General features: G+C 59.9%; 20 protein-coding genes and 1 tRNA gene. 14 read left to right on the top strand and 7 right to left on the bottom strand.

What is annotated here, in order from left to right; all coding sequences use genetic code 11:
• The first annotated feature begins 11 nt into the window (after nt 1–11).
• Together ACH6CV_RS14285 and ACH6CV_RS14280 are read left to right on the top strand one after the other, a co-directional pair.
• Nucleotides 12–1,532 (top strand): xylulokinase, encoded by a 1,521-nt coding sequence (locus tag ACH6CV_RS14285; protein ID WP_456358882.1) that lies wholly within the window; start codon nt 12–14, stop codon nt 1,530–1,532.
• Between the two features lie 21 nt (nt 1,533–1,553).
• Entirely contained in the window at nt 1,554–1,715 is a 162-nt protein-coding gene (locus ACH6CV_RS14280) for a hypothetical protein (protein WP_456358879.1), read from the top strand.
• 141 nt (nt 1,716–1,856) lie between these two features.
• Here ACH6CV_RS14280 and ACH6CV_RS14275 read toward each other — a convergent pair whose 3' ends face one another.
• On the bottom strand, nt 1,857–2,582 hold the full coding sequence (locus ACH6CV_RS14275) for a GntR family transcriptional regulator (RefSeq protein WP_456358878.1): 726 nt from the start codon (nt 2,580–2,582) through the stop codon (nt 1,857–1,859).
• A gap of 287 nt (nt 2,583–2,869) precedes the next feature.
• On the opposite strand from ACH6CV_RS14275, the gene ACH6CV_RS14270 reads away from it, so the two are divergent.
• The 12 genes from ACH6CV_RS14270 to ACH6CV_RS14215 all read left to right on the top strand — a co-directional run bounded on the left by ACH6CV_RS14270 (nt 2,870) and on the right by ACH6CV_RS14215 (nt 14,643).
• Nucleotides 2,870–4,390, top strand: coding sequence for a xylulokinase (locus ACH6CV_RS14270; protein ID WP_456358877.1), 1,521 nt, complete (start codon nt 2,870–2,872; stop codon nt 4,388–4,390).
• Nucleotides 4,387–5,154 carry a GolD/DthD family dehydrogenase gene (locus ACH6CV_RS14265; RefSeq protein ID WP_456358876.1) on the top strand — a complete coding sequence of 256 codons (768 nt, stop codon included), beginning with the start codon at nt 4,387–4,389 and terminating at the stop codon, nt 5,152–5,154. Before ACH6CV_RS14270 ends, ACH6CV_RS14265 begins: the two co-directional genes overlap by 4 nt.
• A 23-nt stretch (nt 5,155–5,177) precedes the next feature.
• Nucleotides 5,178–5,849, top strand: coding sequence for a deoxyribose-phosphate aldolase (deoC, locus tag ACH6CV_RS14260; RefSeq protein ID WP_456358875.1), 672 nt, complete (start codon nt 5,178–5,180; stop codon nt 5,847–5,849).
• A gap of 56 nt (nt 5,850–5,905) precedes the next feature.
• Entirely contained in the window at nt 5,906–6,991 is a 1,086-nt protein-coding gene (locus ACH6CV_RS14255; protein WP_456358874.1) for a sugar ABC transporter substrate-binding protein, read from the top strand.
• A gap of 106 nt (nt 6,992–7,097) precedes the next feature.
• Complete coding sequence (locus tag ACH6CV_RS14250; RefSeq protein WP_456358873.1) at nt 7,098–8,588, top strand: sugar ABC transporter ATP-binding protein; 1,491 nt, start codon at nt 7,098–7,100, stop codon at nt 8,586–8,588.
• A gap of 12 nt (nt 8,589–8,600) precedes the next feature.
• A complete protein-coding gene (locus ACH6CV_RS14245) occupies nt 8,601–9,581 on the top strand; it encodes an ABC transporter permease (RefSeq protein WP_456358872.1) in 981 nt (326 codons plus the stop codon).
• 17 nt (nt 9,582–9,598) lie between these two features.
• Nucleotides 9,599–10,648, top strand: coding sequence for an NAD(P)-dependent alcohol dehydrogenase (locus ACH6CV_RS14240; protein WP_456358871.1), 1,050 nt, complete (start codon nt 9,599–9,601; stop codon nt 10,646–10,648).
• A 25-nt stretch (nt 10,649–10,673) separates the two neighbouring features.
• Nucleotides 10,674–11,705, top strand: coding sequence for a zinc-dependent alcohol dehydrogenase (locus ACH6CV_RS14235; RefSeq protein ID WP_456358870.1), 1,032 nt, complete (start codon nt 10,674–10,676; stop codon nt 11,703–11,705).
• 5 nt (nt 11,706–11,710) lie between these two features.
• Nucleotides 11,711–12,643 carry a shikimate dehydrogenase family protein gene (locus tag ACH6CV_RS14230; protein WP_456358869.1) on the top strand — a complete coding sequence of 311 codons (933 nt, stop codon included), beginning with the start codon at nt 11,711–11,713 and terminating at the stop codon, nt 12,641–12,643.
• 29 nt (nt 12,644–12,672) lie between these two features.
• Entirely contained in the window at nt 12,673–13,257 is a 585-nt protein-coding gene (locus tag ACH6CV_RS14225) for a glucose-6-phosphate isomerase family protein (protein WP_456358868.1), read from the top strand.
• 26 nt (nt 13,258–13,283) lie between these two features.
• A complete protein-coding gene (locus ACH6CV_RS14220; protein WP_456358867.1) occupies nt 13,284–14,111 on the top strand; it encodes a bifunctional 4-hydroxy-2-oxoglutarate aldolase/2-dehydro-3-deoxy-phosphogluconate aldolase in 828 nt (275 codons plus the stop codon).
• 456 nt (nt 14,112–14,567) lie between these two features.
• Nucleotides 14,568–14,643, top strand: a tRNA-Val gene (locus tag ACH6CV_RS14215).
• Nucleotides 14,644–14,937: 294 nt separating this feature from the next.
• Here the strand turns inward: ACH6CV_RS14215 and ACH6CV_RS14210 are convergent.
• From ACH6CV_RS14210 to ACH6CV_RS14185, 6 genes are all read right to left on the bottom strand, one after another.
• Nucleotides 14,938–15,813: a MerR family transcriptional regulator gene (locus ACH6CV_RS14210; RefSeq protein ID WP_456358866.1), complete on the bottom strand. Its 876-nt coding sequence runs from the start codon at nt 15,811–15,813 to the stop codon at nt 14,938–14,940.
• Nucleotides 15,814–15,908: 95 nt separating this feature from the next.
• The gene (locus tag ACH6CV_RS14205; RefSeq protein WP_456358865.1) at nt 15,909–16,079 is read right to left on the bottom strand and encodes a hypothetical protein; all 171 of its coding nucleotides are present in this window, start codon (nt 16,077–16,079) and stop codon (nt 15,909–15,911) included.
• Nucleotides 16,080–16,100: 21 nt separating this feature from the next.
• Nucleotides 16,101–16,625: an AAA family ATPase gene (locus ACH6CV_RS14200; protein WP_456358864.1), complete on the bottom strand. Its 525-nt coding sequence runs from the start codon at nt 16,623–16,625 to the stop codon at nt 16,101–16,103.
• 390 nt (nt 16,626–17,015) lie between these two features.
• The gene (locus ACH6CV_RS14195; protein ID WP_456358881.1) at nt 17,016–18,584 is read right to left on the bottom strand and encodes a recombinase family protein; all 1,569 of its coding nucleotides are present in this window, start codon (nt 18,582–18,584) and stop codon (nt 17,016–17,018) included.
• A 15-nt stretch (nt 18,585–18,599) separates the two neighbouring features.
• The gene (locus tag ACH6CV_RS14190; RefSeq protein ID WP_456358863.1) at nt 18,600–18,974 is read right to left on the bottom strand and encodes a hypothetical protein; all 375 of its coding nucleotides are present in this window, start codon (nt 18,972–18,974) and stop codon (nt 18,600–18,602) included.
• A gap of 137 nt (nt 18,975–19,111) precedes the next feature.
• Nucleotides 19,112–20,137, bottom strand: coding sequence for a peptidoglycan-binding protein (locus tag ACH6CV_RS14185; RefSeq protein WP_456358862.1), 1,026 nt, complete (start codon nt 20,135–20,137; stop codon nt 19,112–19,114).
• Between the last annotated feature and the right edge of the window lie 50 nt (nt 20,138–20,187).

Raw genomic sequence — 20,187 nt, 5'->3', positions numbered from 1 at the left:
GGGGTGGGGACATGAAGTATATCCTGGCGCACGACCTGGGCACGTCGGGCAACAAGGCCACGCTGTTCGGCGAGGACGGCGCGCTGATCGGCAGCACGGTGTACAATTACGCGACCGACTACTTCAACCAGACCTGGGCGGAACAGGACCCTGAGGACTGGTGGCGCGCGGTGTGCGAGACCAGCAAGAATCTCATTGCAAAGACAGGCGTCGCGCCCGGCGACATCGCGGCCGTCAGCTTCAGCGGGCAGATGATGGGCTGCCTGTGCGTGGACAGGCAGGGCAAGGCGCTGCGCAAGTCGATCATCTGGGCCGACCAGCGCGCGCAGGCGCAGCAGGCGGCGCTTGCCGAGAAGATCGCCCCGCGCGACTACTACCGCATCGCCGGCCACCGCAACAGCGCCAGCTACGGGCTGCAAAAGCTGATGTGGGTGCGCGACAACGAGCCGGACATCTACAGGCAAACCTATAAGACGCTCAATGCCAAGGACTTCATCGTGCAGCGGCTGACCGGCGCGTTCTACACCGAGCCGTCGGACGCCACCAGCATGGCCTGCCTGGACCTGAAGGCATTCAATTGGTCGGAGCGCCTGGTCGAGCTGTCCGGGATCGACCCTGACAAGCTGCCCGAGATTGTACCCAGCACCTTCGTGGCGGGCGGCGTGACGCGCGCGGCGGCCGAAGCCACCGCTCTCAAGGCGGGCACGCCGGTGGTCATGGGCGGCGGCGACGGGTTGTGCGCCAACGTGGGCGCGGGCTCGGTGAAGCCGGGGAAGACATTCAGCTACGTGGGCAGCTCGGCGTGGATCGCGTCCACCAGCGACCAACCGGTGTTCGACGATCAGATGCGCACGGTGACCTGGGCGCACATCGTGCCCGGCAAGTACGCGCCCAACGGCACGATGCAGTCGGCGGGCGGCGCGTATAACTGGCTCAAGAGCCAAGTCTGCCAACGGGAGACGCTCGAGGCCGAGGCGCGGGGCATCAGCCCCTACGAGCTGATTAACCGGGCGGTGGCCAAGAGCCCGATCGGCTCGAACGGCATTATCTTCCTGCCCTACCTGCTGGGCGAGCGCGCGCCGCGTTGGAACGTGGACGCGCGGGCCTGCTTTCTCGGCATCAAGATGGAAAACGAGCGCAAGGACCTTTTGCGCAGCGTGCTCGAAGGGGTGACGATGAACCTGTCAATTATCCTCGATATCCTGCGCAAGCACATCCCGATCGAGGAAATCCTGGTGATCGGCGGCGGCGCGAAGGGCGCGGTGTGGCGGCAGATGATGGCCGACGTGTACGGCGCGCGCATCAAGGTGCCCCGGCTGCTCGAGGAGGCCACCTCGATGGGCGCGGCGGTGACCGGCGGCGTGGGCGTCGGGCTGTTCAAGGATTTCGACGCGATTGAGCGCTTCATCGAGGTCACGTCGGTGCACGAGAGCGACCCGGCGGCGGCCCGTGCCTACGGCCCGGTCAAGGAGCTGTTCGAGCTGTGCTACCAGTCGCTGCTGCCCGTGTACGCCAAGATGGCGAACCACTAAGAGAAAGCGAGGCATACGTCCATGCAGGAACCCAAGCTCTTCATGCTGCTGCCCGAGCAACTGGTGTGCACGCCCGACGGGATGGAGGTGCATCCCGAAACCGGCGACTTGATGGCCAATTGCGTAGGAGAGGGGTATCCGTCCCCGCGCGCCTCGCAGCTGTCGGTCAGGCTGTGCCGGTAACGAAGATGGACGAGTTCAAGCCTTCCTCTCCCATGATGCGCTTCACCCGCTTGTAGCTGGCCGTATGGCCATCCCGGCGAAGCTATCCGCAGATTCGATCCACGCCGTGGGTGCCTGCAGGGTTCGGTGCAATGGCATTGATCATGATCTTTCAAACCTGCCCCTCATATGAATTTCAAATTCGTATCGCCCGGCGATGATCTTTACTCGGTCGGCACAGACGACGTTATCCTGGCGGAAGCAGGTGCGCATCATATAGACCAGGGCGGTTCCTACGGGCACGCCCAGCATTTCCGCTTCCTCAAAAGTGGCTGTGCGCGCGGTGATGTGATCGACGGCGGAATCCAGCACGATGCCGTAATGCTCCTCTAGAAACGCGTATAGGCTTGAGAACTTGCCGGAAAATTTTTCGATATTGGGGACCAGTTCGCAGCGGATATAGTTATACATGATCGCGATCGGGCTTTCGTCGGCCATTTGGATGCGCTGAATGCGCACGACCTTCTGGCCCGGCTCGATGCGCAATGCAGCGGCGATCTTCGGGAATGCCTCGACATAATCGATGTGCATGCTCTTGGCGTACACGCGATACCCCTTGCGCTCCAGCGTTTCCGTAAGGGAGGTCACCGTGTTGAGGTTTTGCTGCGTGTTGTAATTGAGCACCTCCGTCCCGCGCCCTTGTTTGGTTCTAAGAAAACCCTCGCGCGACAGGATATCAACGGCACGCCGAACCGTTGTTCGGCTGACGGAGAACATCTTTTCCAGCTCGGGTTCGGTCGGCAGCAATTCGCCGATCCCATATTCGCCTTCGATAATCTGCCGCCTCAACTGATTGTAGACGCGGGCATATGCCGGAGTCTTATCCATACCGATCCACCTTACCGTACTGTTGTAGTTTCAACCTTATGACATTATAATCTTTCCGTCGATCCTCTGTCAAGCGATTCCCTTGTGTGCGAAACATAATGCTGAATTGTGTGGAAATCGAATGGACGAGACTACTGCGCCTGAACTGCGCGAGTGTTTTATATGGAGTTTTGCTAGATATTCGGGAATATAATGTGAGAACATTGTGGCTTGACGTATAAACATAGCTATGTTATTATGATTGTGCATTCGTGATGTTCCGACTTGATATGCCTCGGAGGGGACGTATGAAATTTCTCGCGTATGATCTGGGTACCGGCGGCGTAAAGGCTTCGCTGTACGACGAGGGCCTGAATACCCTTGCCAAATCGGTCATCGACTACGAGACGTATTATCCTGAGCACAATTTCCACGAGCAGCGCCCCGAGGATTGGTGGCGAGGCGTTATCAAGAGCACGAGGCAGTTGCTGGCAGAAGCGAAGGTTTCGCCGCAGGAGATACGCTGCGTCGCGCTATCCGGGCATAGTTGCGTGGCCGTGCCGCTCGATGAACAAGGTCGGTCGCTCGTCGAGTACGTGCCCATCTGGTCGGATACGCGCGCGGCGGAGCAAGCGAAGCGTTTTTTCGAACAGGTCGACGGCGACCTGTGGTATATGACCACCGGCAATGGATTTCCCGCGCCCTGCTATTGCCTGTTCAAGCTTATGTGGTACAAGCAGCACATGCCCCGGATGTTTGGTCAAATCCGCCAGGTCGTAGGCTCGAAGGACTATATCAACCTAAGGCTCACCGGAAAAATCGCCATCGACCATTCCTATGCATCCGGAACCGGGGCGTACGATCTCAAACAGGGTAAGATGTGCGAGGATTTCTTCGAGGCCGCCGGGATACCTTCTTCCTTTTTCCCAGAGATCGTGCCCTCACACAGCATCGTTGGCTACGTTACCGAGGAAGCGGCACGAGAGATCGGCCTCGCGCCGGGAACGGCGGTGGCCTGCGGCGGCGTTGACAACGCCTGCATGGCGTTGGGAGCCGTGGGGCCCCAAAGCGGTCAGGTCTACGCTTCGCTCGGCTCCTCCAGTTGGATTCCCGTCAATTCCCGCGATCCCATCTTGGACGCTGTCAAGCGCCCTTACGTGTTCGCGCATATTCAAGAGGGCATGTTCACCTCCGCGTTCTCCATCTTCGCCGGCGGCAGTTCCCTGCGTTGGGCGAAGGAAAACCTCTGCTCCGAATGGGGCGAGGACGCCTATGTAAAGATCGAGGAGCTTGCCGCAAACTCGGCGGTTGGCGCGAACGGCATCCTGTTCAACCCCAGCCTCGCGGGCGGCACATCGCAGGACAAGAGTGTGAACATTCGCGGCGGCTTCGTCGGCCTGAACCTGGGAAGCACCCGCGCCGACATGCTCCGCGCAGTGCTCGAAGGAGTGGCGCTCAACCTGCGCTGTTCGCTGGAGTATTTGAAGCAGAAAGCCCGGCTGACCGATCAAATTCTGTTCTGCGGTGGGGGCAGCCAGATGCGGCTGTGGATGCAGATCTTCGCGGATGTGTTCGGCATGGACATCATCAAGACCAACATCGAGCAGGACGCCGCCTCGGTGGGTGCCGCCGCCATCTGCGCGCGCGCGGTTGGGCATTGGCCGGATTACGAAAAGGTGCTTTCGCTGCATCGGATCGTGGACCGCTTCACCCCCGACGCGGCATGCCACGCCAAGTATGAACCGGTCTATCGGGCGTTCAATCGCGCCTCGGAGTTGCTTTCGGACTTGGGGGACTTTGTCTCGACGGGGAAGGAGATTGAGGGATGATTGCCAAAGCGTTTTCGACGGATTTCCGGCTGGACCAGAAGGTAGCCGTGATCACCGGCGCGGCTTCCGGAATCGGGCTGGAGACGGCCAAACTGTTTTCGAAAAAGGGCGCGCGGGTGTGCATGGTGGACCTAAACCTAGATAAGGTGCTTAAGGCCGCGCTCACAATCGACAACGCCTCAGCTTACGCAGCAAACATCGCCGACGTGCAATCGGTTGATGCCGCCGTGCGCGCGATCATGAAAAACGAAGGGCGAATCGACGTGTTGGTCAACAGCGCGGGCGTGGGGGACATCGAGTGGGCGGAGCAGATGCGCCCTGAGATATGGGAAAGGGTCATTGCGATCAATTTAACGGGCACCTTCTTCATGTCCCAGCGCGTTGGGCGGGAGATGATCGCCGCCCAAAACGGCGGCAAGATCTTGAGCCTCGCGTCTCAAGCGGGCAGCGTCGCGATAGACAAGCACGTCGCCTACAGCGCCAGCAAGGCGGGCGTCATTTCCATGACCCAGTCGCTGGCTTATGAGTGGGGCAAGCATGGCATACAGGTCAACGCCATCTCACCCACCGCGACCGAAACCCCGCTTATCATGGGTTATTGGGACGTGGGCGAGGTCCACGAAAAAGCGATTGCGAACACGCCCGCCGGACGGTTCTGCAAGCCCGAGGAGGTCGCGTGTTGCGCGGTGTTCCTAGCCAGCGAGGCCGCAAACATGATCACCGGCGCGAACATCGTCATCGACGGCGGATATACCATTCACTAATGCGCGGAAAGAGGTAAGGGAACTTGATTACAGCCTTTGAAGCGGCTCGGCTCATCGACATCAGCGCGGTCCGCACCTGTCACGGGCTTAACGACATTCTGAAGTTGGTCGAAATCGCCCGCGAGTATCGGTTCATCAATGTGCACGTGCTGCCGGCATGGGTTTCGACGATCGCCCCGATGGTCAAGGAAATCGGAGGGGTTTATGTGGGCGCGCCGGTGGGCTTTCCGTCCGGCGGTCATGCGACCGAGACCAAGGTACTCGAAGCCCTGCGCTTGGTGAGGGACGGGGCGGAAGAGATCGACATCATGATGAACGTCGGAAAGCTCAAATCCGGGGAAATGGATTATGCGCTGGACGATATCCGAACCGTCATCCAGGCAATTGGGGACAAGGCCATTAAGAAGGTGATCATCGAGATCAACGCGCTCACCGACGATGAGATGCTCGCGGCCTGCAAGCTCGCCATGGATAGCGACGCGACTTTCGTCAAGACGGGCACCGGTTGGTTGCCGGGCGACGCCAACATCGAGCGCATCCGCAAGATCAAGCAGTATTGCGGCACGAACATAAAGGTTAAGGCGGCGGGCGGCATCCGCACGCGCGAAGAATTTCTAACGCTCGTTGACATGGGCGTGGAGCGCATGGGCATCAACACGCAATCGGCGATCCAAATCGTCAAATCGCTGGGGTGAAAATGGGTCCACTTCCTCTTATAGAGGAAAAAAAATATGCGAAAGGTGGTTTCCCCATGGCAAGAACGAAGAGACTCGTATCCCTGTTGCTCTCCTTAATGTTGGCGCTGGCAGCGTTTGTCGGCGTCGCGTCCGCAGAAAGCTCCCTCGACGCCGATATCAAGGCACTGCTTGGCGACAAGGCCCAAGGCATAAAGGTCGGCATCACCGTCGGCGACCTCTCATCGACCTGGATCTGTGCCGCCGTTGCGTACACGACCAAGCTGCTCGAGGGCGCGGGCGCGGAGGTGCTCATGTCCAACAGCGCGGGCGACCTCGCCAAGCAGGTCGAGCAGATCAATGACTACGTGACCATGGGATGCAAGATCATCCTGATCCACACCTCCAACACCGAGGGCATCGCCTCCACGGTCCAGAAGGCCGTGGCGGAGGGCGTGACCTGCGTCGGCTTCAACATCGAAATCGGCAACGGCGCGGTGTTCACCTGCACCTCGAGCGACAACGTGGCTACTGGCTACTCTTCCGCACTGTGGCTCGCCGAGAAGGCCAAGGAGGAAGGCGTGAAGAACGCGAAGATCGCCTGCATCCAGGGCACCATGACCCAGAGCGACGCCTACCTCCGCCAGGAAGGCATCGACAAGGTGGCGGCGGAATACGGCCTCGAGCTGATCCAATGCCCCAGCAATTGGTCGGCTGACGAGGCAGAGAAGCAGTTGTCCGACGTGCTCACCGCCTCCGACGACATCTTCGGCATCATCACCCATTGCGACTCGATGGACAGCGGCGTCATCTCTGCGCTCAAGCAGGCCGGATACGGCCCGCGCGGTGGCGAGAAGCACATCTATTGGTCGGGCATTGACAGCGACAGCATCGGCATCAAGGCGCTGGAGGACGGCTGGATCGATGTGGAAATCGAGCAGAACCCGCTGGCGCTGGCGACCGTCACCGTCAAGGGCGTGCTGGATTACGTGCTGGCTGGCAAGGCTGACGCGCTTAACAAGGTGAAGATCCCGATGGAGACCCGCGTGGTCACCAAGGAAGACATCGGCGACAGTACGCTTTGGGGCTACTTCGACTACGAGAACATCACGGACTGGTGGTCGGGCACGGTCGAAGCCTGGAACCACTACATGAACATCTAATTACAATCCGCCGACAAAACGGAAGCGGGCCTGGCGGCCGACACCAAATGGGCCGCCAGGCCCCGGAGTATCCCGGTGCGAGGCGCAGGGCAAAGGAGAGACGCCTGTGATTAAGGAGAGCTTGGAACTCAAACATGTCAGTAAGGTTTTTGGCGGCATTAAGGCTGTCTGCGACATCAGCTTCACTTTGCATGCGGGCACCATCTACGGATTAGCGGGCGAGAACGGGGCGGGCAAATCTACGACCATGAAGATCATCAACGGCGCCTACGTCGCCGACGGCGGCGCGATTCTGATTGACGGTAAGGAGACGGCGATTGCCTCCCCACTCGACGCGCAACGTCTGGGCATCAGCATGGTTTATCAGGAATTGAACATGCTGCCCGACCTCAGCGTCACGGAAAACATCTTCATATCGCATCTGACCGACAGCAAGGTCGGCTACATCAAATGGAACGAATTGCACAAGCGGGCGCGAGCACTGCTGGATTCGCTGGATTTGGACATCGATCCGCGCGTGCGGCTCGGCAACCTAAAGGTCGCGCAGCAGCAGCTGGTCGCGATTGTCCGCGCGCTCTCGCGCGACTGCAAGCTGATCATCTTGGATGAACCCACCTCCGCGCTCACCGACAAGGATAGCGAAATCGTCAACCGAGCGGTCCGCAAGCTGAAGGAGCTAGGATATATCGTCGTCTACGTGACGCATAAGCTCGGCGAGATGCTGAGCGTAACCGACGAAGTGATCGTCTTTAAAAATGGGGAAAAGATCGGGCAGTATGATTCGGGTGCGCTGACGGTTGATACGCTGGCGGAGATGATCGCTGGTCGGAAACTTTCGGTAAAGTTCCCCAAGAAGCGGTTCCCGCGCGGTGACGAGATTTTGCGCGCGGAGCATGTGACGGTGGACGGGCTGCTGGAGGATGTTTCGTTTACCCTCTACAAGGGGGAGATTCTTGGCTTTGCGGGGCTGCTCGGGGCCGGGAAGTCGGAGGTCGCGAAGCTGCTGTTCGGCGTCTTTGGAACCGGCGGGCACAAGATCAGCGGGCGGATATTTTATGAGGGGCGCGAGGTGAACTTCCGCGATCCGCGGGGTGCCATCGCGGCGAATATTGGCTTGGTTCCGGAGAATCGCGGCAGCGAGGGATTGGTCACCAACATGTCCATCTTCAACAACATATTGATTCCCGTAATCGACCGACAGTCGAAACTCGGTATCGTGGACGACAGGGCGGAGCGCAGGCTCGTCGAGCGTATGATCTGCGATCTCGAGATCAAGTGTGCGGGCGAACGCCAGACCGTGGGTAATCTGAGCGGGGGCAACCAACAGAAGGTGGTTCTGGCGAAGTGGATTGCTGCCGGTTCACGCGTGATCATCTTCGACGAGCCCACGCGCGGCATAGACGTCGGAGCCAAGGTGGCCTTTTACAACATGATGAATGACCTCGTCGAAGCGGGAGTGGGTGTGATCATCACTTCTTCCGAGCTTGAGGAGGTTTACAGCATGTCCGATACGCTGGTGATCTTGAAGGAAAAGCGCATCTCGGGCGTCATAGACACGCGGGATGAAGGGGTCGGCGATATTTCTAAATTGCTGTAAGGAGACGGGACTATGCAGAAGCGAATGGTCGGAAAGAGTCGCGGAAAGAGAATTCTGGAGTCGGAGTTTGCCATCATCTTGGTTCTTCTGATGATGTGCGCCGTCATCGCAGCGGTTACGCCGATGTTCGCCTCGACGAGGAATATCATCAATGTGTTGCGCCGGACGGCCTCCACCGGCATCGTCGCCGTGGGCATGACCTTCGTCATCGGCACGGGCGGCATCGACCTGTCGGTCGGCGGGCAGGTGACGCTGATGGGCGTGCTGGCCGCGATGGGCATGAACAACGGTCTGCCGGCGTGGCTGATGGTCGTTATGATGTTTGTACTAGGGGTATTTTTCGGGCTGTTCAACGGCATCGGCGTCACGCTGCTCAAGCTGCCGCCGATCATGGTGACGCTCTCGCTGCAACTCATCACTTTTGGAATATCGCTCTACCTGACCAACGGCAGGACGATTTCGATCGCGGGGGAAAACTTTGATTATGTGGGCCTCGGTACGCTGTTCGGCATACCGGTTCCGATCTTGATCTTCTTGGTGTTCATTGTGGCCGGGCTTATGATCCTCAAGCGATTTGCCCTCGGTCGCAAGATATTGGCCGTAGGCAGCAATGCCAAGGGCGCGTGGTATGCGGGCATCAGCGTAGTCAAGACGACGATTGCCGGCTACGTCATGACGGGTGTCACCTGCGCCATGTCTTCGCTGATTCTCGCTTCGAAGTTGCTGTCGGCGTCCGCGACGACCGGGCAGGGCATGGAGATGGACGCCATTGCCGCGATTGTCATCGGCGGCACAAGCCTGGCCGGCGGCAGCGCGTCGATCATTGGCACCGTGGCCGGTGCGCTGATGATCGAGGTCATCGGCAACTGGATGACGCTGCAAAACGTCAACTCGTATCTGCGCGACGTGGTCAAAGGACTCATCATCCTGACGGCGCTAATCATCGACAACATCCGGCAGAACAAGATCAGGAAGAACGAATACGAGGGGTAATTGAAGGGGGTTTCGCCGTGAACGGAACGATGAAGGCTTGGTTTGCGCAGGGCGGCGAGAGCATGGAGTTGCGCGAGGTGCCGATTCCGCAGCCCAAGGCGGGCGAGGTGCTGGTCAAGATTCAGGCCGCGGGCATCTGCGGCTCCGACGTGCATTTTTACAAGGACGGGCGGATTGGGCCGTTCGTGCTCACGGAGCCGCTGATTCTGGGGCACGAGTGCTCGGGCGTGATCGCCGAGCTGGGGTCGGATGTCCAAGGCCACAGGGTCGGCGAGCGCGTCGTGATCGAGCCGGGCATTCCCTGCTGGCGCTGCAACGCGTGCCGCGCGGGTCGCTACAACTTCTGCCGCCATATGTCTTTTATGGGCACGCCGCCCGGAAACGGCTGCATGGCCGAGTATGTCGCCTGGCCTCAGGAGTTGGTCTATGAAATGCCGGACAGCATGAGATTTGAGGAAGGTGCGCTGATCGAGCCGTTTGTCGTCGGGTTACAGGCGGTCCGCAACACGGGCATTGGATTTAGCGACAATGCGGTCGTGATCGGGGACGGCCCGATTGCGCTCATGACCATTCACGCGCTCAAGACCATCGGAGCCGGGATGATCATCTGCCTGGGCCGCACGCCGATGAAGCTGGATATGGCACGTCAGATGGGCGCGACGCATGTCTTCAACGTGCGGGAATGCGAGGATGCCGAGGCGCGCGTTCGGGCAATGACCGGGGGCCTCGGCGCGATGTACGCGTTTGAATGCGCCGGTACCGACGAGACTTATGACCAGGCCCAGCGCCTGGTGCGCGACGGCGGAACCGTCTGCCTGATCGGGCTGTTGGTCAACGACGGAACGCCGATGCCTATGGCCAGTTCCGTCATGCACGGGATTACCTATGTGCCGGTGATCCGCTATACCAACCTGTTCGAGGAAGCCATGACGCTGCTCAAATACCGCCGCTCGACGATCCTTCCGGTCATGACGCACAGATTCCCGTTTAAGGACGCAAACGCAGCCTATCACAAGGCGGTGCATGACCGAAAGGACGCGGAGAAGATCGTCGTCGTGTTCGACTAAACGCAGGCGAACGGAGGGGCAGAATATGAGACAGGCATTGCTTGTGCGCACTCAGGGATTCCAAATGATCGATGTGCCCGTCCCCGTGCCGGGCGACGATCAAGCGCTGATCGCCGTGCGTACCATCGGCGTCTGTGGATCGGACATCCACGCCTTTCACGGCAAGCATCCGTTTGTGCACGCACCCATCGTCATGGGGCATGAGGCGAGCGGAGAGGTCGTGGCGCTTGGGAAATCGGTAAAAAACCTCAGGGTGGGCGACCGGGTCGTGCTGAGACCGCAGCAGGTGTGCGGTCGTTGCCGCCCGTGCAGGGAGGGGCGTTACAACGTTTGCGAAACGCTCAAGGTCATCGGGTGTCAGTGCACGGGGGCTTATTCGGAGTATTTCGCGGCGGACGCGCATCTCTTCACGAAGATGCCGGAGCAGCTCTCGTTTGACGAGGGCGCGCTCGTCGAGCCGCTGGCCGTGGGTGTGCACGCGATAAAGCGCGGTCTTGCACAGGTCGAGGGGAAGAACATCCTCGTAATCGGCGCGGGGACCATCGGCAATCTGCTGGCTCAAGCTGCGAAGGCGATGGGCGCTGATTCGGTCATGATCACCGACATATCCGACCATAAGCTTACGCTGGCCGAGGAGGTGGGCATCGACTACCCCATCCACGTAGGGAATGCCTCGCTTGAGCAGGCGATACGGGATGCATTCGGCGAGGACGGCCCCGACGCCGTTTATGAATGCAGCGCCAGCCCGCGAGCGCTCAACCAGGTGTTGGATATTGTGGGCAAGGGGACGCCCATTGTCATCGTCGGTGTCTATGCGGGGCTGCCCGCAATCAATATCGCGAATGTACAGGATCGGGAGTATTCGCTGATCGGCACGCTGATGTACGTGCAGGATGATTATGAAGATAGCCTACGGTTCCTCGCGGATGGCCGCATAAAAACAGCACCGCTCATCTCCCGGACGTTTGGCCTTGAGCAGATCCAAGAAGCCTATGAGTACATCGATGCGGGAAAAGACGGCGTTCAGAAGGTACTCATCCAACTTGCAGAGGAGTGATTATCATGGGCAAACTGCCCCCCAAGGCCGAGCACCCCACGATGTACTTTATCGGCGTCACCACCGGCCAGTCCTCGATCATGAGGGTGTTTCCCAAGTGGGCCGAGGCGCTTGGGCTCGACGCCCGCATCGTGGGCATCGATATCGCGATCCACGCCCCGGCCGAGGACTATCGCGCGGTGGTCTCCTTCATTAAGGGCGATCCGCTGAGCCTGGGCGCGCTGGTCACGACGCACAAGATCGACCTGTACGCCGCCTGCCGGGACATGTTCGACTACCTCGATCCCTATGCCGAGATGTTCGGCGAGCTGTCGTCGATCTCAAAGCGCGACGGCCGGCTCTGCGGCCATGCCAAGGACCCGATCACCGCGGGGCTGGCGCTCGACGCGTTTTTGCCGAAGAACTACTGGCTCGACCACCCGCAGGCCGAGGTATGCGTGTTGGGCGCGGGCGGCAGCGCGCTGTCGATCAGCGCGTACGTATCCGAGCATAAGCACGGGGAGAACATCCCGGCGCGCCTCCACCTGACCAACCGCAGCGCGCCCCGGCTTTCGGAGGCGGTCAATGTGCTGAAAGATTCGCGCGTGCCGCTGAGCTTCCACCTGTGCCCGTCGCCCGAGCTCAACGATCGGATCGTCGGATCGCTGCCCGCGGGCTCGCTGGTGGTCAACGCCACCGGCCTCGGCAAGGATCGGCCCGGCTCGCCGCTGACCGACGGCTGCCGCTTCCCAACCGGCGGCATCGCGTGGGAATTCAACTACCGCGGCACGCTCGAGTTCATGCGTCAGGCCGAGGCGCAGAAGGCCGAGCGCAGCCTGGTCATCGAGGACGGCTGGATCTACTTCATCCACGGCTGGACGCAGGTAATCGCGGAGGTCTTCGACATCGACATCAGCGGCGAGCGGCTACAGCTGTGCGGCACGCTCGCCAAGGGATAATGCCAATCTTCAGAGGGGGTTTACTGGATATGAACAGGGCGAACGCTTTTCCTTTCGTGATTGATTTTGACCTCAAAACCGGCCAATGCGCAAGCGGTAAAGCGCAGCCGACCAAGCGGTACGTGTCGAACCTGTTGGAACAGTTCGCTGACCGCGCGGCCGCGCAGGCCATCGTGGACGCGGGCGATGCGCAGCTGTACGAGTTCTTTGAGCTTGAGCAAATCCCCGAGCAACCGGGCGAGCTGCGCTACGGCACCAGCATCGTGATGCCGGGCAAGGTGGGCGACGAATACTTCATGACCAAGGGGCACTTCCACACCGTGATTGAGACCGCCGAGGTGTACTACTGCCTGAGCGGCGAGGGCGCGATGCTGATGGAGACGCCCGAGGGCGACGTGGATATCCAGTGGCTGCGCCCGGGCGCGGGGCTGTACATCCCGCCCCGCTGGGCGCACCGCTCGATCAACACCGGGCGCGAGCGATTGGTCACCTTCTTCGCGTTTCCCGCCAACGCCGGCCACGACTACGGCACGATCGAGCAAAAGGGCTTCCGAAAGATCCTGGTAGAGCGGGACGGCGTGCCCGTGCTTGAGGACAATCCCCGGTGGAAATGAGCACATTTGGCAGGGAGGACGAACCGATGGACATGCTGGACAAGCTGTCGCTGGCCGGGCTGGTGCCGGTCATCAAGGTGGAAAAGGCCGAGGACGCGGTGCCGCTGTGCGAGGCGCTCGACCGCGGGGGGCTGCCAGTGGCGGAAATCACCTTCCGCACCGCCGCCGCCGAGCAGGCGATCCGCAATGTGCATGCGCAGCGTCCGGACATCCTGCTGGGCGCGGGCACGGTGCTGACGACCGAGCAGGTCGATCGGGCGATCGACGCGGGCGCGGGCTACATCGTATCGCCCGGCTTCAACCCGGCGGTCGTTCAGCACTGCGGGCGGCGCGGCATCGCGGTGCTGCCCGGCTGCGCCAACCCCTCCGACATCGAGATGGCGCTGTCGATGGGCATCGAGACGATCAAGTTCTTCCCGGCCGAGGCGCTGGGCGGCCTGGGCATGATCAAGGCGCTGGCCGCGCCCTACACGCAGGTGCGCTTTGTGCCCACCGGCGGCGTCAACGAAAAGAACTTCCTCGACTACCTGGCATTCCCCAAGGTGCGCGCCGTCGGCGGCAGCTGGATGGTGCCGGACGACGCGGTTGTGGCGGGCGACTGGGCGCGGATCGAGCATCTCACGCGCAGCGCGATCTCAAAGATGCTGGGCATGGAGGTGCTGGGTCTCCCCCCGCGCGGCGAGCGCGGGCCCCTGTCGATCGGCGTCAACGACATGCGCCGCGCCCGCTGGCACCTGGAGAGACGCGGTTACCGCTTCGGCGGCGCCTCCGAGACGGCCGAAAACGGCAAGCCCGTCGCCCACTTCCTGCAAGACGACATCGCCCACTTCTCGCTTCGCCTGGAGCAGAAGTAACGCCCGACCATCGCAAATCGACGCCAAGGCCGGACGTCGGGACCGTCTCCCCCGCGTCCGTGCCTACTTTATCCCCTCGTCGCTCAGTTCACCACATCGATGGGCGCGCCCTCGACAGAGGCGTGCAATTTTGCCGCCCTAAGTTTGCACAGTTTATATTGCGCGGTCAGAAATCCGCAGGCGTTTCATGAACTCAACGAGAAGCCGCGAACCCATTTGGCATGGAGCAACCAGGCCATGCCTACGCTCGGCTGACCTAGCCTCCTTCAGCGCCACGCATCCCTCTTTGGGCCACACCATTGACAAACGCAAACTATCGCGCTGATTTAATGCGATTTGAGGGTTGACAAGTCTCTCCTCCCATGGTAATATAGATTGCGTCGCCGGTGTTTGCGAACCCGCCTTGGTCTGTTGGCTCAGTTGGTAGAACCAGCTGGTAGGATTTATCAAAAGTTTGGTCTGTTGGCTCAGTTGGTAGAGCACATCGTTCACATCGATGGGGTCACTGGTTCGAGTCCAGTACAGACCACCAAAATTCCGCCCGATAAGGGCGGTTTTCTTATACACATTTCATAAAATTTGCTTCTTTGGCCGTCGATGTGAACGGTGTGCCTGCGGGCGTTTTTGTGTTAATATTTACGAAATTTTGCTTTTCGCAAGCAAACCGTTCACATAGAAAAATCCGGCGCAATGCCGGGTTTTCATGTTGGCCTATTCCATTATGGTCGCTTTTTCCCTTCATAGTTGTCATTTCGCGACGGTTGCGCGGGCAGTCCCAGCGTGGTCAGCGACCCCGTCCGAGACGCGCCGCGCCATGAGATCCTGCTCATCCCTCCAGGTCTTTGTATTCGAGATGCTCGGCCAGGAATTTCTCATTGGCCATCTCCAACTGCCTGCGGTACGCGGCATAAGCGGGGCTCAGCGCCTCCATCGCGGGGAGGAATTCATCGTAGTAGCCGCTGCCCGAGAAAAAGTCTTTCATTATCTGCCGCAAGCGGTACACCGGGGAGTTCCGATACGCATCGGAAGCGCGAAACTGCGCGTATGCATCCAGCGCCTCCTTGTTCTTGGCATAGAAGGCGTCCATGTCGCGGAAGGCCTCTCCCATCTGTGTCAGCTGCGATTCAGCCAGTTGATTGTCCATCTTGGCCGTGCTCTCCGCAAGCAGCGCCTGTACATCCTCGGGAAACGTAAGGGCAGGCATCCCGTCCAAGAAGCGCACAACCCGGTCAAAGGCGGCGCGTTGCGCCTGTGTGCTCACCGGATCGGTTAAAAACCGGGCGAAGTGCAAGCAAAGGAATCGGCCGTAATACCCGGGGAACCGATTGAGCAGCCGCTCGGCAACGACTTCCTGCGCCTCCAGCGCCTGGGCTTCCCCGGCGACGGCTTCCACGTCTTCACCTGAGGCGAGCCGCTGAAGCAGCCTGCTCTTGGCGGCATCCCTCCGGATCTCCATGCTGCGCTTGAGCGCCATCTTATGAAACACTTCTCCAGAAGAATCCGAAAGCGCCTCCTGAATCTCGGGGAGATTCATATCCAATAGGCGCAGCACGCGGATCTTCCGGAGTTTTTCCGCATCGCTCTCAGAAAAATCCCGGTATCCGTTTGAAAGGAGGGCGGGCGCGATAAGCCCCTGCTCCGTATAGTATTCGACAGCCTTTTTGGTCAGCCCCGTCGCCTTGCAAACTTCCGCAATCAACATTCTTATCACCTCATCGGTAGCATAAGCCCACCCCCAAGGGGACAGTCAAGGGGGCTGCGGAAAGTTTTTATGATAAAAGGAATCCGGAACAGGCGTTATGCCTTGGACACCTTTTCGAATACGGCGACCGCCTTGGCGGATCCCGTAACGGAGAAGGTGACCAGCTCGTATCCTTCCTTCTCCATTTCATTGGCCGTTTTTTCGATCCTGGCGGCCATGTCCTCCGCCTTGGGCGAATACTCGATCACAATTGCCCGATACGCCATTTGGAATCCTCCTCTACCCGTTTAATTGGAACCCCGCAGCTCTGCGCACCCCCGGCTGTCCAAAATGCGTTCCGCAACCTGTTCCGGGGAGAGCGCCGATACATCTACCTTGCGCGCGTTCAGCCGTCCATACATCGGCAGCCGCCGGACGCTCCGTTCAATGACGTCTTCCGTGCGGATCCCGGCCTCCACATCCTTTTGCAGCCGTGCCGTCAGCGCCTCCTCCGTGCACGTTAAGGAAACAGCATGGAGCTTTACGCCGCCCAGTGACAGCCTTGCCAGAATGTCGTCCCAAATCGCCTGTTCATGCAAGACCCAGCAAAAAATGATGTTCTCATAGGCCGAGCACCTGAGAAAGTTGTTCAGGAGAAAGCATATGTTCTCCACCACCATCCGCTTCGTCTCCTCCGTTACTTGAAACGGATGCATGTCCCAGCACCAGTCTCCGTCGAGGAAAACGGAATGGCACAGCCTGCTTTTCATGATCTGACAAACCGTCGTTTTTCCAACGCCCATCGTACCGCCAACGATATAGAGATTCTTCATCTGCACATACGCCCATGCACATCCCGCATTGGTTGAAGGGCTGCTTCGCCCGGCCAGGAATTACCACCTGCGGCCCTCGCGGGGCGCACCCCTCACCTTTCCCGTATCTGGCTTTACTCGCTCACCGGCACGCTCATCAGTTCATCCGCGCCCGCATTGAATCGCTCGCGAATCGCGCTGTCAAAGTGGGCAAACCTTGCTTTTTATTCTATCCTTCCCGCGACGCCTCGTCAATCGTGATCCAGGCTAATTGGCAGAATAATGGGGGGATTTTTCAGACAGTTCCTGACGAAGCACCAAAATCTATGGAAGTATCCATCTATTTGCTAGAGACTGAACTCGGGCCTGCTTCGACCCTACCGAGCGCCCCATGGGGAACGATCTCTTGCCTCACGCGCTCTGCCCGAGGAACTGCTCAACGGAAATTTTGAACCGGATGTGGACTTTGTAGCCCCGGCTCACCTCCACCCGATCAATCAGCCGCGCCACGATCATGTGCTTGGTTTCGATGTTTGCGACGTCAAAGCACGCGGCCCAGGAGCGCAGCTCATCAACCTGGGCGATCGTTTCCTTGTTGTTCTGTTTCTCCGTTTCCATCCGGGCCTTGGCGTCGTCCATGGCGCGTTTGGCGGCTTCGAGCTTGGCCCGATGCTTGATCAGCATTTGGTTGATGATGGCGAGATCCAACTGGCTTTCGCCGGTCAGCGCCTTGACGGCTTCCTCTTCCAAGGCGGTCACCTGCTTTTGTGTGTTCTCGAATTCCTTTTCCGCCTGACGGAACGCCACCCGGTTGGCCTCCTCGTTCCGGGCGCCGGCCAGGGCGAGCAGGTTCTCCTTCGGCTCGGAGCGAATGCGGGAAAGGAACTGCCGGACCTGCCGCTCCACCGCCTCGTTCAGCGCCGCGGCCTTGTAGGCGCTCTGCCCGTCGCAGGTGTAGCGCGATGAGAGCTTCCGATAGCAGCGGTATACCTCATACTCGTACACGGCGGTGGTGCCGTCCGCCCGCTTGCGCACGTCGCGCTGGTAGTTGTAGCACAGTCGGCTGCCGCAGTGCCCGCAGTAGAGGATCCCGCTCAGGAGACTGCGCGTGTCGGTCCGAAGCGGCGTCTCGGTTTCCGCGCCGAAATTCTTTGTGGAGCGCCCCTTGACCGTCTGCTGGCAGCGCTCAAACAAGTCGTCGTCGATCATTCTTAAATGCGCAAACGGTTGGGACTGCACGCCGGTCATGTGCATGACGCCCCTGTAAATGGGGTTGTCGATCAGGGCGCGGATGGACGTGCCCCGCCACAGCGTGGTGCCGCGCTTGGTCTTGATCCCCCGGTCATTCAGGTACTGGGCGACGCGGTTGGTGCCGTAGCCCTCCTCCGTCAGCAGATGGAAGATGCGCTTGACGATCACCGCTTCGTTCTCGTCAATGACCAGATCCCGCACGGCTTGGCCCCGCTTGTTGGTTCGTCCGCAGTACTCCAGTTTGTAACCATACGGAATCAGCCCGCCGCGGTACAGACCCTCCTGAATCATCTGTGTATGCTTGGTCTTTACACGTATGGCGGTTTTCTCGCTCTCGCCGGAAGCCTGCCAGAAGCGGATGTAGTTGAGCAGCTTATCCACGTGGGTGTCGAACCGCTGCTCCCCCTCCCGGGTGCTCCACACCTCGATGCCCTGCTGGCTGAACCACTGCACCACAAACGGCGTCTCGTCCTCGCGCCGGCCCAACCGGTCAAACATAAAGACGAGCAGCACATCAAACTGATGCAGAACGGCGCGCTTTTTGATCTCTACAATGGCGTCCCGGGCATTGGTGCTGACCTTGTAGCCGGAGACGCCCTTTTCGGAGATTTCATCGACAATTTCCCAATCGGGGTGCGTTGCCGCGTATTCCCGGCAGGCCAGTTTCTGCATGGGGATGTCGTCATGGTCCACCTGGCCGACGGTGGAGACGCGGTAAAGGCAGATCACCCGTTTCAACTCGTGTCACCTCGCGTAGTTTGCATTGATCAACATGCCCAGCACGTCATCCACTGCCGTTTCATCGGGCACGGCCGAATAGGAAACGGTCACCTGGCAGACGGGCCGGTTTCCCGGACGCCCGTTGCTTTTCCCGTCTTGGGCATCCGCGGGCATGCTATACATCCCTCTGTTCGCGCCGTGTGTCAAGTCCGTTTCCGGAGATGTTTCGGATAACTCTCCGGGCAGGGGGGCTGCGTCATGGTGCTGGCCGACAAGTCCGTTTCTGCGGCAAAACGCTTTGACCGCGTTGATGGAAACATCCAACTTTCTGGCAATATGGGCATAGCCCAGGTTTTGCTTGCGCATCTGGGCAACGGCTTCTTTCTGCTGCGGGGTCATACTGCGCACTCCATTCTGAAGAAGCAGTAGACTTCTTCAGTACCCACAGGACAAAAAGGCCCTGTATGGCAACCACCAAAAACAAAAAAGAGGGCCTTGCCCGCAAAAGGCAAAGCCCGATGGTTCTTATGTCGCCATCATTCCCTTGGAATTTCCGCGTACTTCCCGGAGATGTAGCAAACCTCGCCGTCCAGAAGCACCGGGAACCAGCCATTCACGGCGTCACCGGCGCTTTCGAGAAGGTCGCCCTTGTGCGCAACACCGCGGATGGCCCCTTCCGTGGATGGCAGCGTGCGCAGGTAGACCGAGCCGCCCGTGACCTTGACCTGCGCCTTGACAGAGGCTTCTTCGGTGGTCTCTGCTTCCTCGCCGCTCTCGGGGAGCAGGACGTTGATCGCCGCCGCGGTCTTTTCGCCGACAATGCCATCTGTGTCCAGATTGTTCGCGGTCTGGAACGCGAGAACGGCGCTCCGGGTCGCCTTTCCAAACTCGCCGTCCGCGCCCCACTTCCCGCAGGAATACCCGAGGGCGATCAGCGCCTCCTGGAGTGCCTTTACATCAGCACCGGTGTCGCCATAGGAGAGCTCCCGCTGGCCGAACTCCAATTCCGCATCGGCAGTCTGTGCTTCCTCCGCATAGTCGAAGTACTTCGTCATCAGCCCCCAGCGGTTCCAGCCCCGCGCGCTGAGTTTCGTGGCCACGACGCCGTACATCACGCCGCGCGCTTCAATGATCCACCAATCGCCCTCGGGCTTTTCTGCGTCCACCGGCTTCCAGAGGAACCCCACGTGGCTCACATACGAGCCGTTGTGGATGAACACCGCCGCGCCTGCCACACGCCGCGCCGCGGGGATTTTGCCGGTGCCCTTGGGGCTGCACCACGAGGAATAGTTGTTCCGCGCTCGTGCGTTGATGTTGACGCCGGTCTCCTTCAGGTAACAGCCCTCGGCCAGTCCGTTGCAGTCCATGACAAGCGGAGCGTTTTCCCGCCAGTAGAGCGCTTTTCTGCGCTGGTCACCCTTGTATTGGGTAAACCACCAGCTGTCCGCGGCCCACTTCTTCGGGTCCTGTCCGTAGGCGCCCATGATGTAGCCGCACTTGTGCTCCAGACACCACTGAATGTACTCCACGAACTTGGAGACGGGAACTTTGACAATCGCCATGAGAGAATCCCCCTTTCGCTCAAAAATGAGCAAAACAATAGCGCCCCCCG

It is taken from the genome of Anaerozeibacter quisquiliarum, from assembly GCF_051162045.1.
Classification (GTDB): domain Bacteria; phylum Bacillota; class Clostridia; order Christensenellales; family Aristaeellaceae; genus Anaerozeibacter; species Anaerozeibacter quisquiliarum.
This window is presented reverse-complemented; position numbering and strand designations above follow the sequence as displayed.

Bases quoted from the DNA above. Each gene is read 5' to 3' on its own strand.
- ACH6CV_RS14230 (WP_456358869.1), top strand. From the start codon at position 11,711: ATGGGCAAACTGCCCCCCAAGGCCGAGCACCCCACGATGTACTTTATC.
- ACH6CV_RS14285 (WP_456358882.1), top strand. From the start codon at position 12: ATGAAGTATATCCTGGCGCACGACCTGGGCACGTCGGGCAACAAGGCC.
- ACH6CV_RS14190 (WP_456358863.1), bottom strand. From the start codon at position 18,974: ATGACCCCGCAGCAGAAAGAAGCCGTTGCCCAGATGCGCAAGCAAAAC.
- ACH6CV_RS14280 (WP_456358879.1), top strand. From the start codon at position 1,554: ATGCAGGAACCCAAGCTCTTCATGCTGCTGCCCGAGCAACTGGTGTGC.
- ACH6CV_RS14245 (WP_456358872.1), top strand. From the start codon at position 8,601: ATGCAGAAGCGAATGGTCGGAAAGAGTCGCGGAAAGAGAATTCTGGAG.
- ACH6CV_RS14205 (WP_456358865.1), bottom strand. From the start codon at position 16,079: ATGGCGTATCGGGCAATTGTGATCGAGTATTCGCCCAAGGCGGAGGAC.
- ACH6CV_RS14200 (WP_456358864.1), bottom strand. From the start codon at position 16,625: ATGAAGAATCTCTATATCGTTGGCGGTACGATGGGCGTTGGAAAAACG.
- ACH6CV_RS14255 (WP_456358874.1), top strand. From the start codon at position 5,906: ATGGCAAGAACGAAGAGACTCGTATCCCTGTTGCTCTCCTTAATGTTG.
- ACH6CV_RS14275 (WP_456358878.1), bottom strand. From the start codon at position 2,582: ATGGATAAGACTCCGGCATATGCCCGCGTCTACAATCAGTTGAGGCGG.
- ACH6CV_RS14265 (WP_456358876.1), top strand. From the start codon at position 4,387: ATGATTGCCAAAGCGTTTTCGACGGATTTCCGGCTGGACCAGAAGGTA.
- ACH6CV_RS14270 (WP_456358877.1), top strand. From the start codon at position 2,870: ATGAAATTTCTCGCGTATGATCTGGGTACCGGCGGCGTAAAGGCTTCG.
- ACH6CV_RS14185 (WP_456358862.1), bottom strand. From the start codon at position 20,137: ATGGCGATTGTCAAAGTTCCCGTCTCCAAGTTCGTGGAGTACATTCAG.
- ACH6CV_RS14235 (WP_456358870.1), top strand. From the start codon at position 10,674: ATGAGACAGGCATTGCTTGTGCGCACTCAGGGATTCCAAATGATCGAT.
- ACH6CV_RS14225 (WP_456358868.1), top strand. From the start codon at position 12,673: ATGAACAGGGCGAACGCTTTTCCTTTCGTGATTGATTTTGACCTCAAA.
- ACH6CV_RS14210 (WP_456358866.1), bottom strand. From the start codon at position 15,813: ATGTTGATTGCGGAAGTTTGCAAGGCGACGGGGCTGACCAAAAAGGCT.
- ACH6CV_RS14220 (WP_456358867.1), top strand. From the start codon at position 13,284: ATGGACATGCTGGACAAGCTGTCGCTGGCCGGGCTGGTGCCGGTCATC.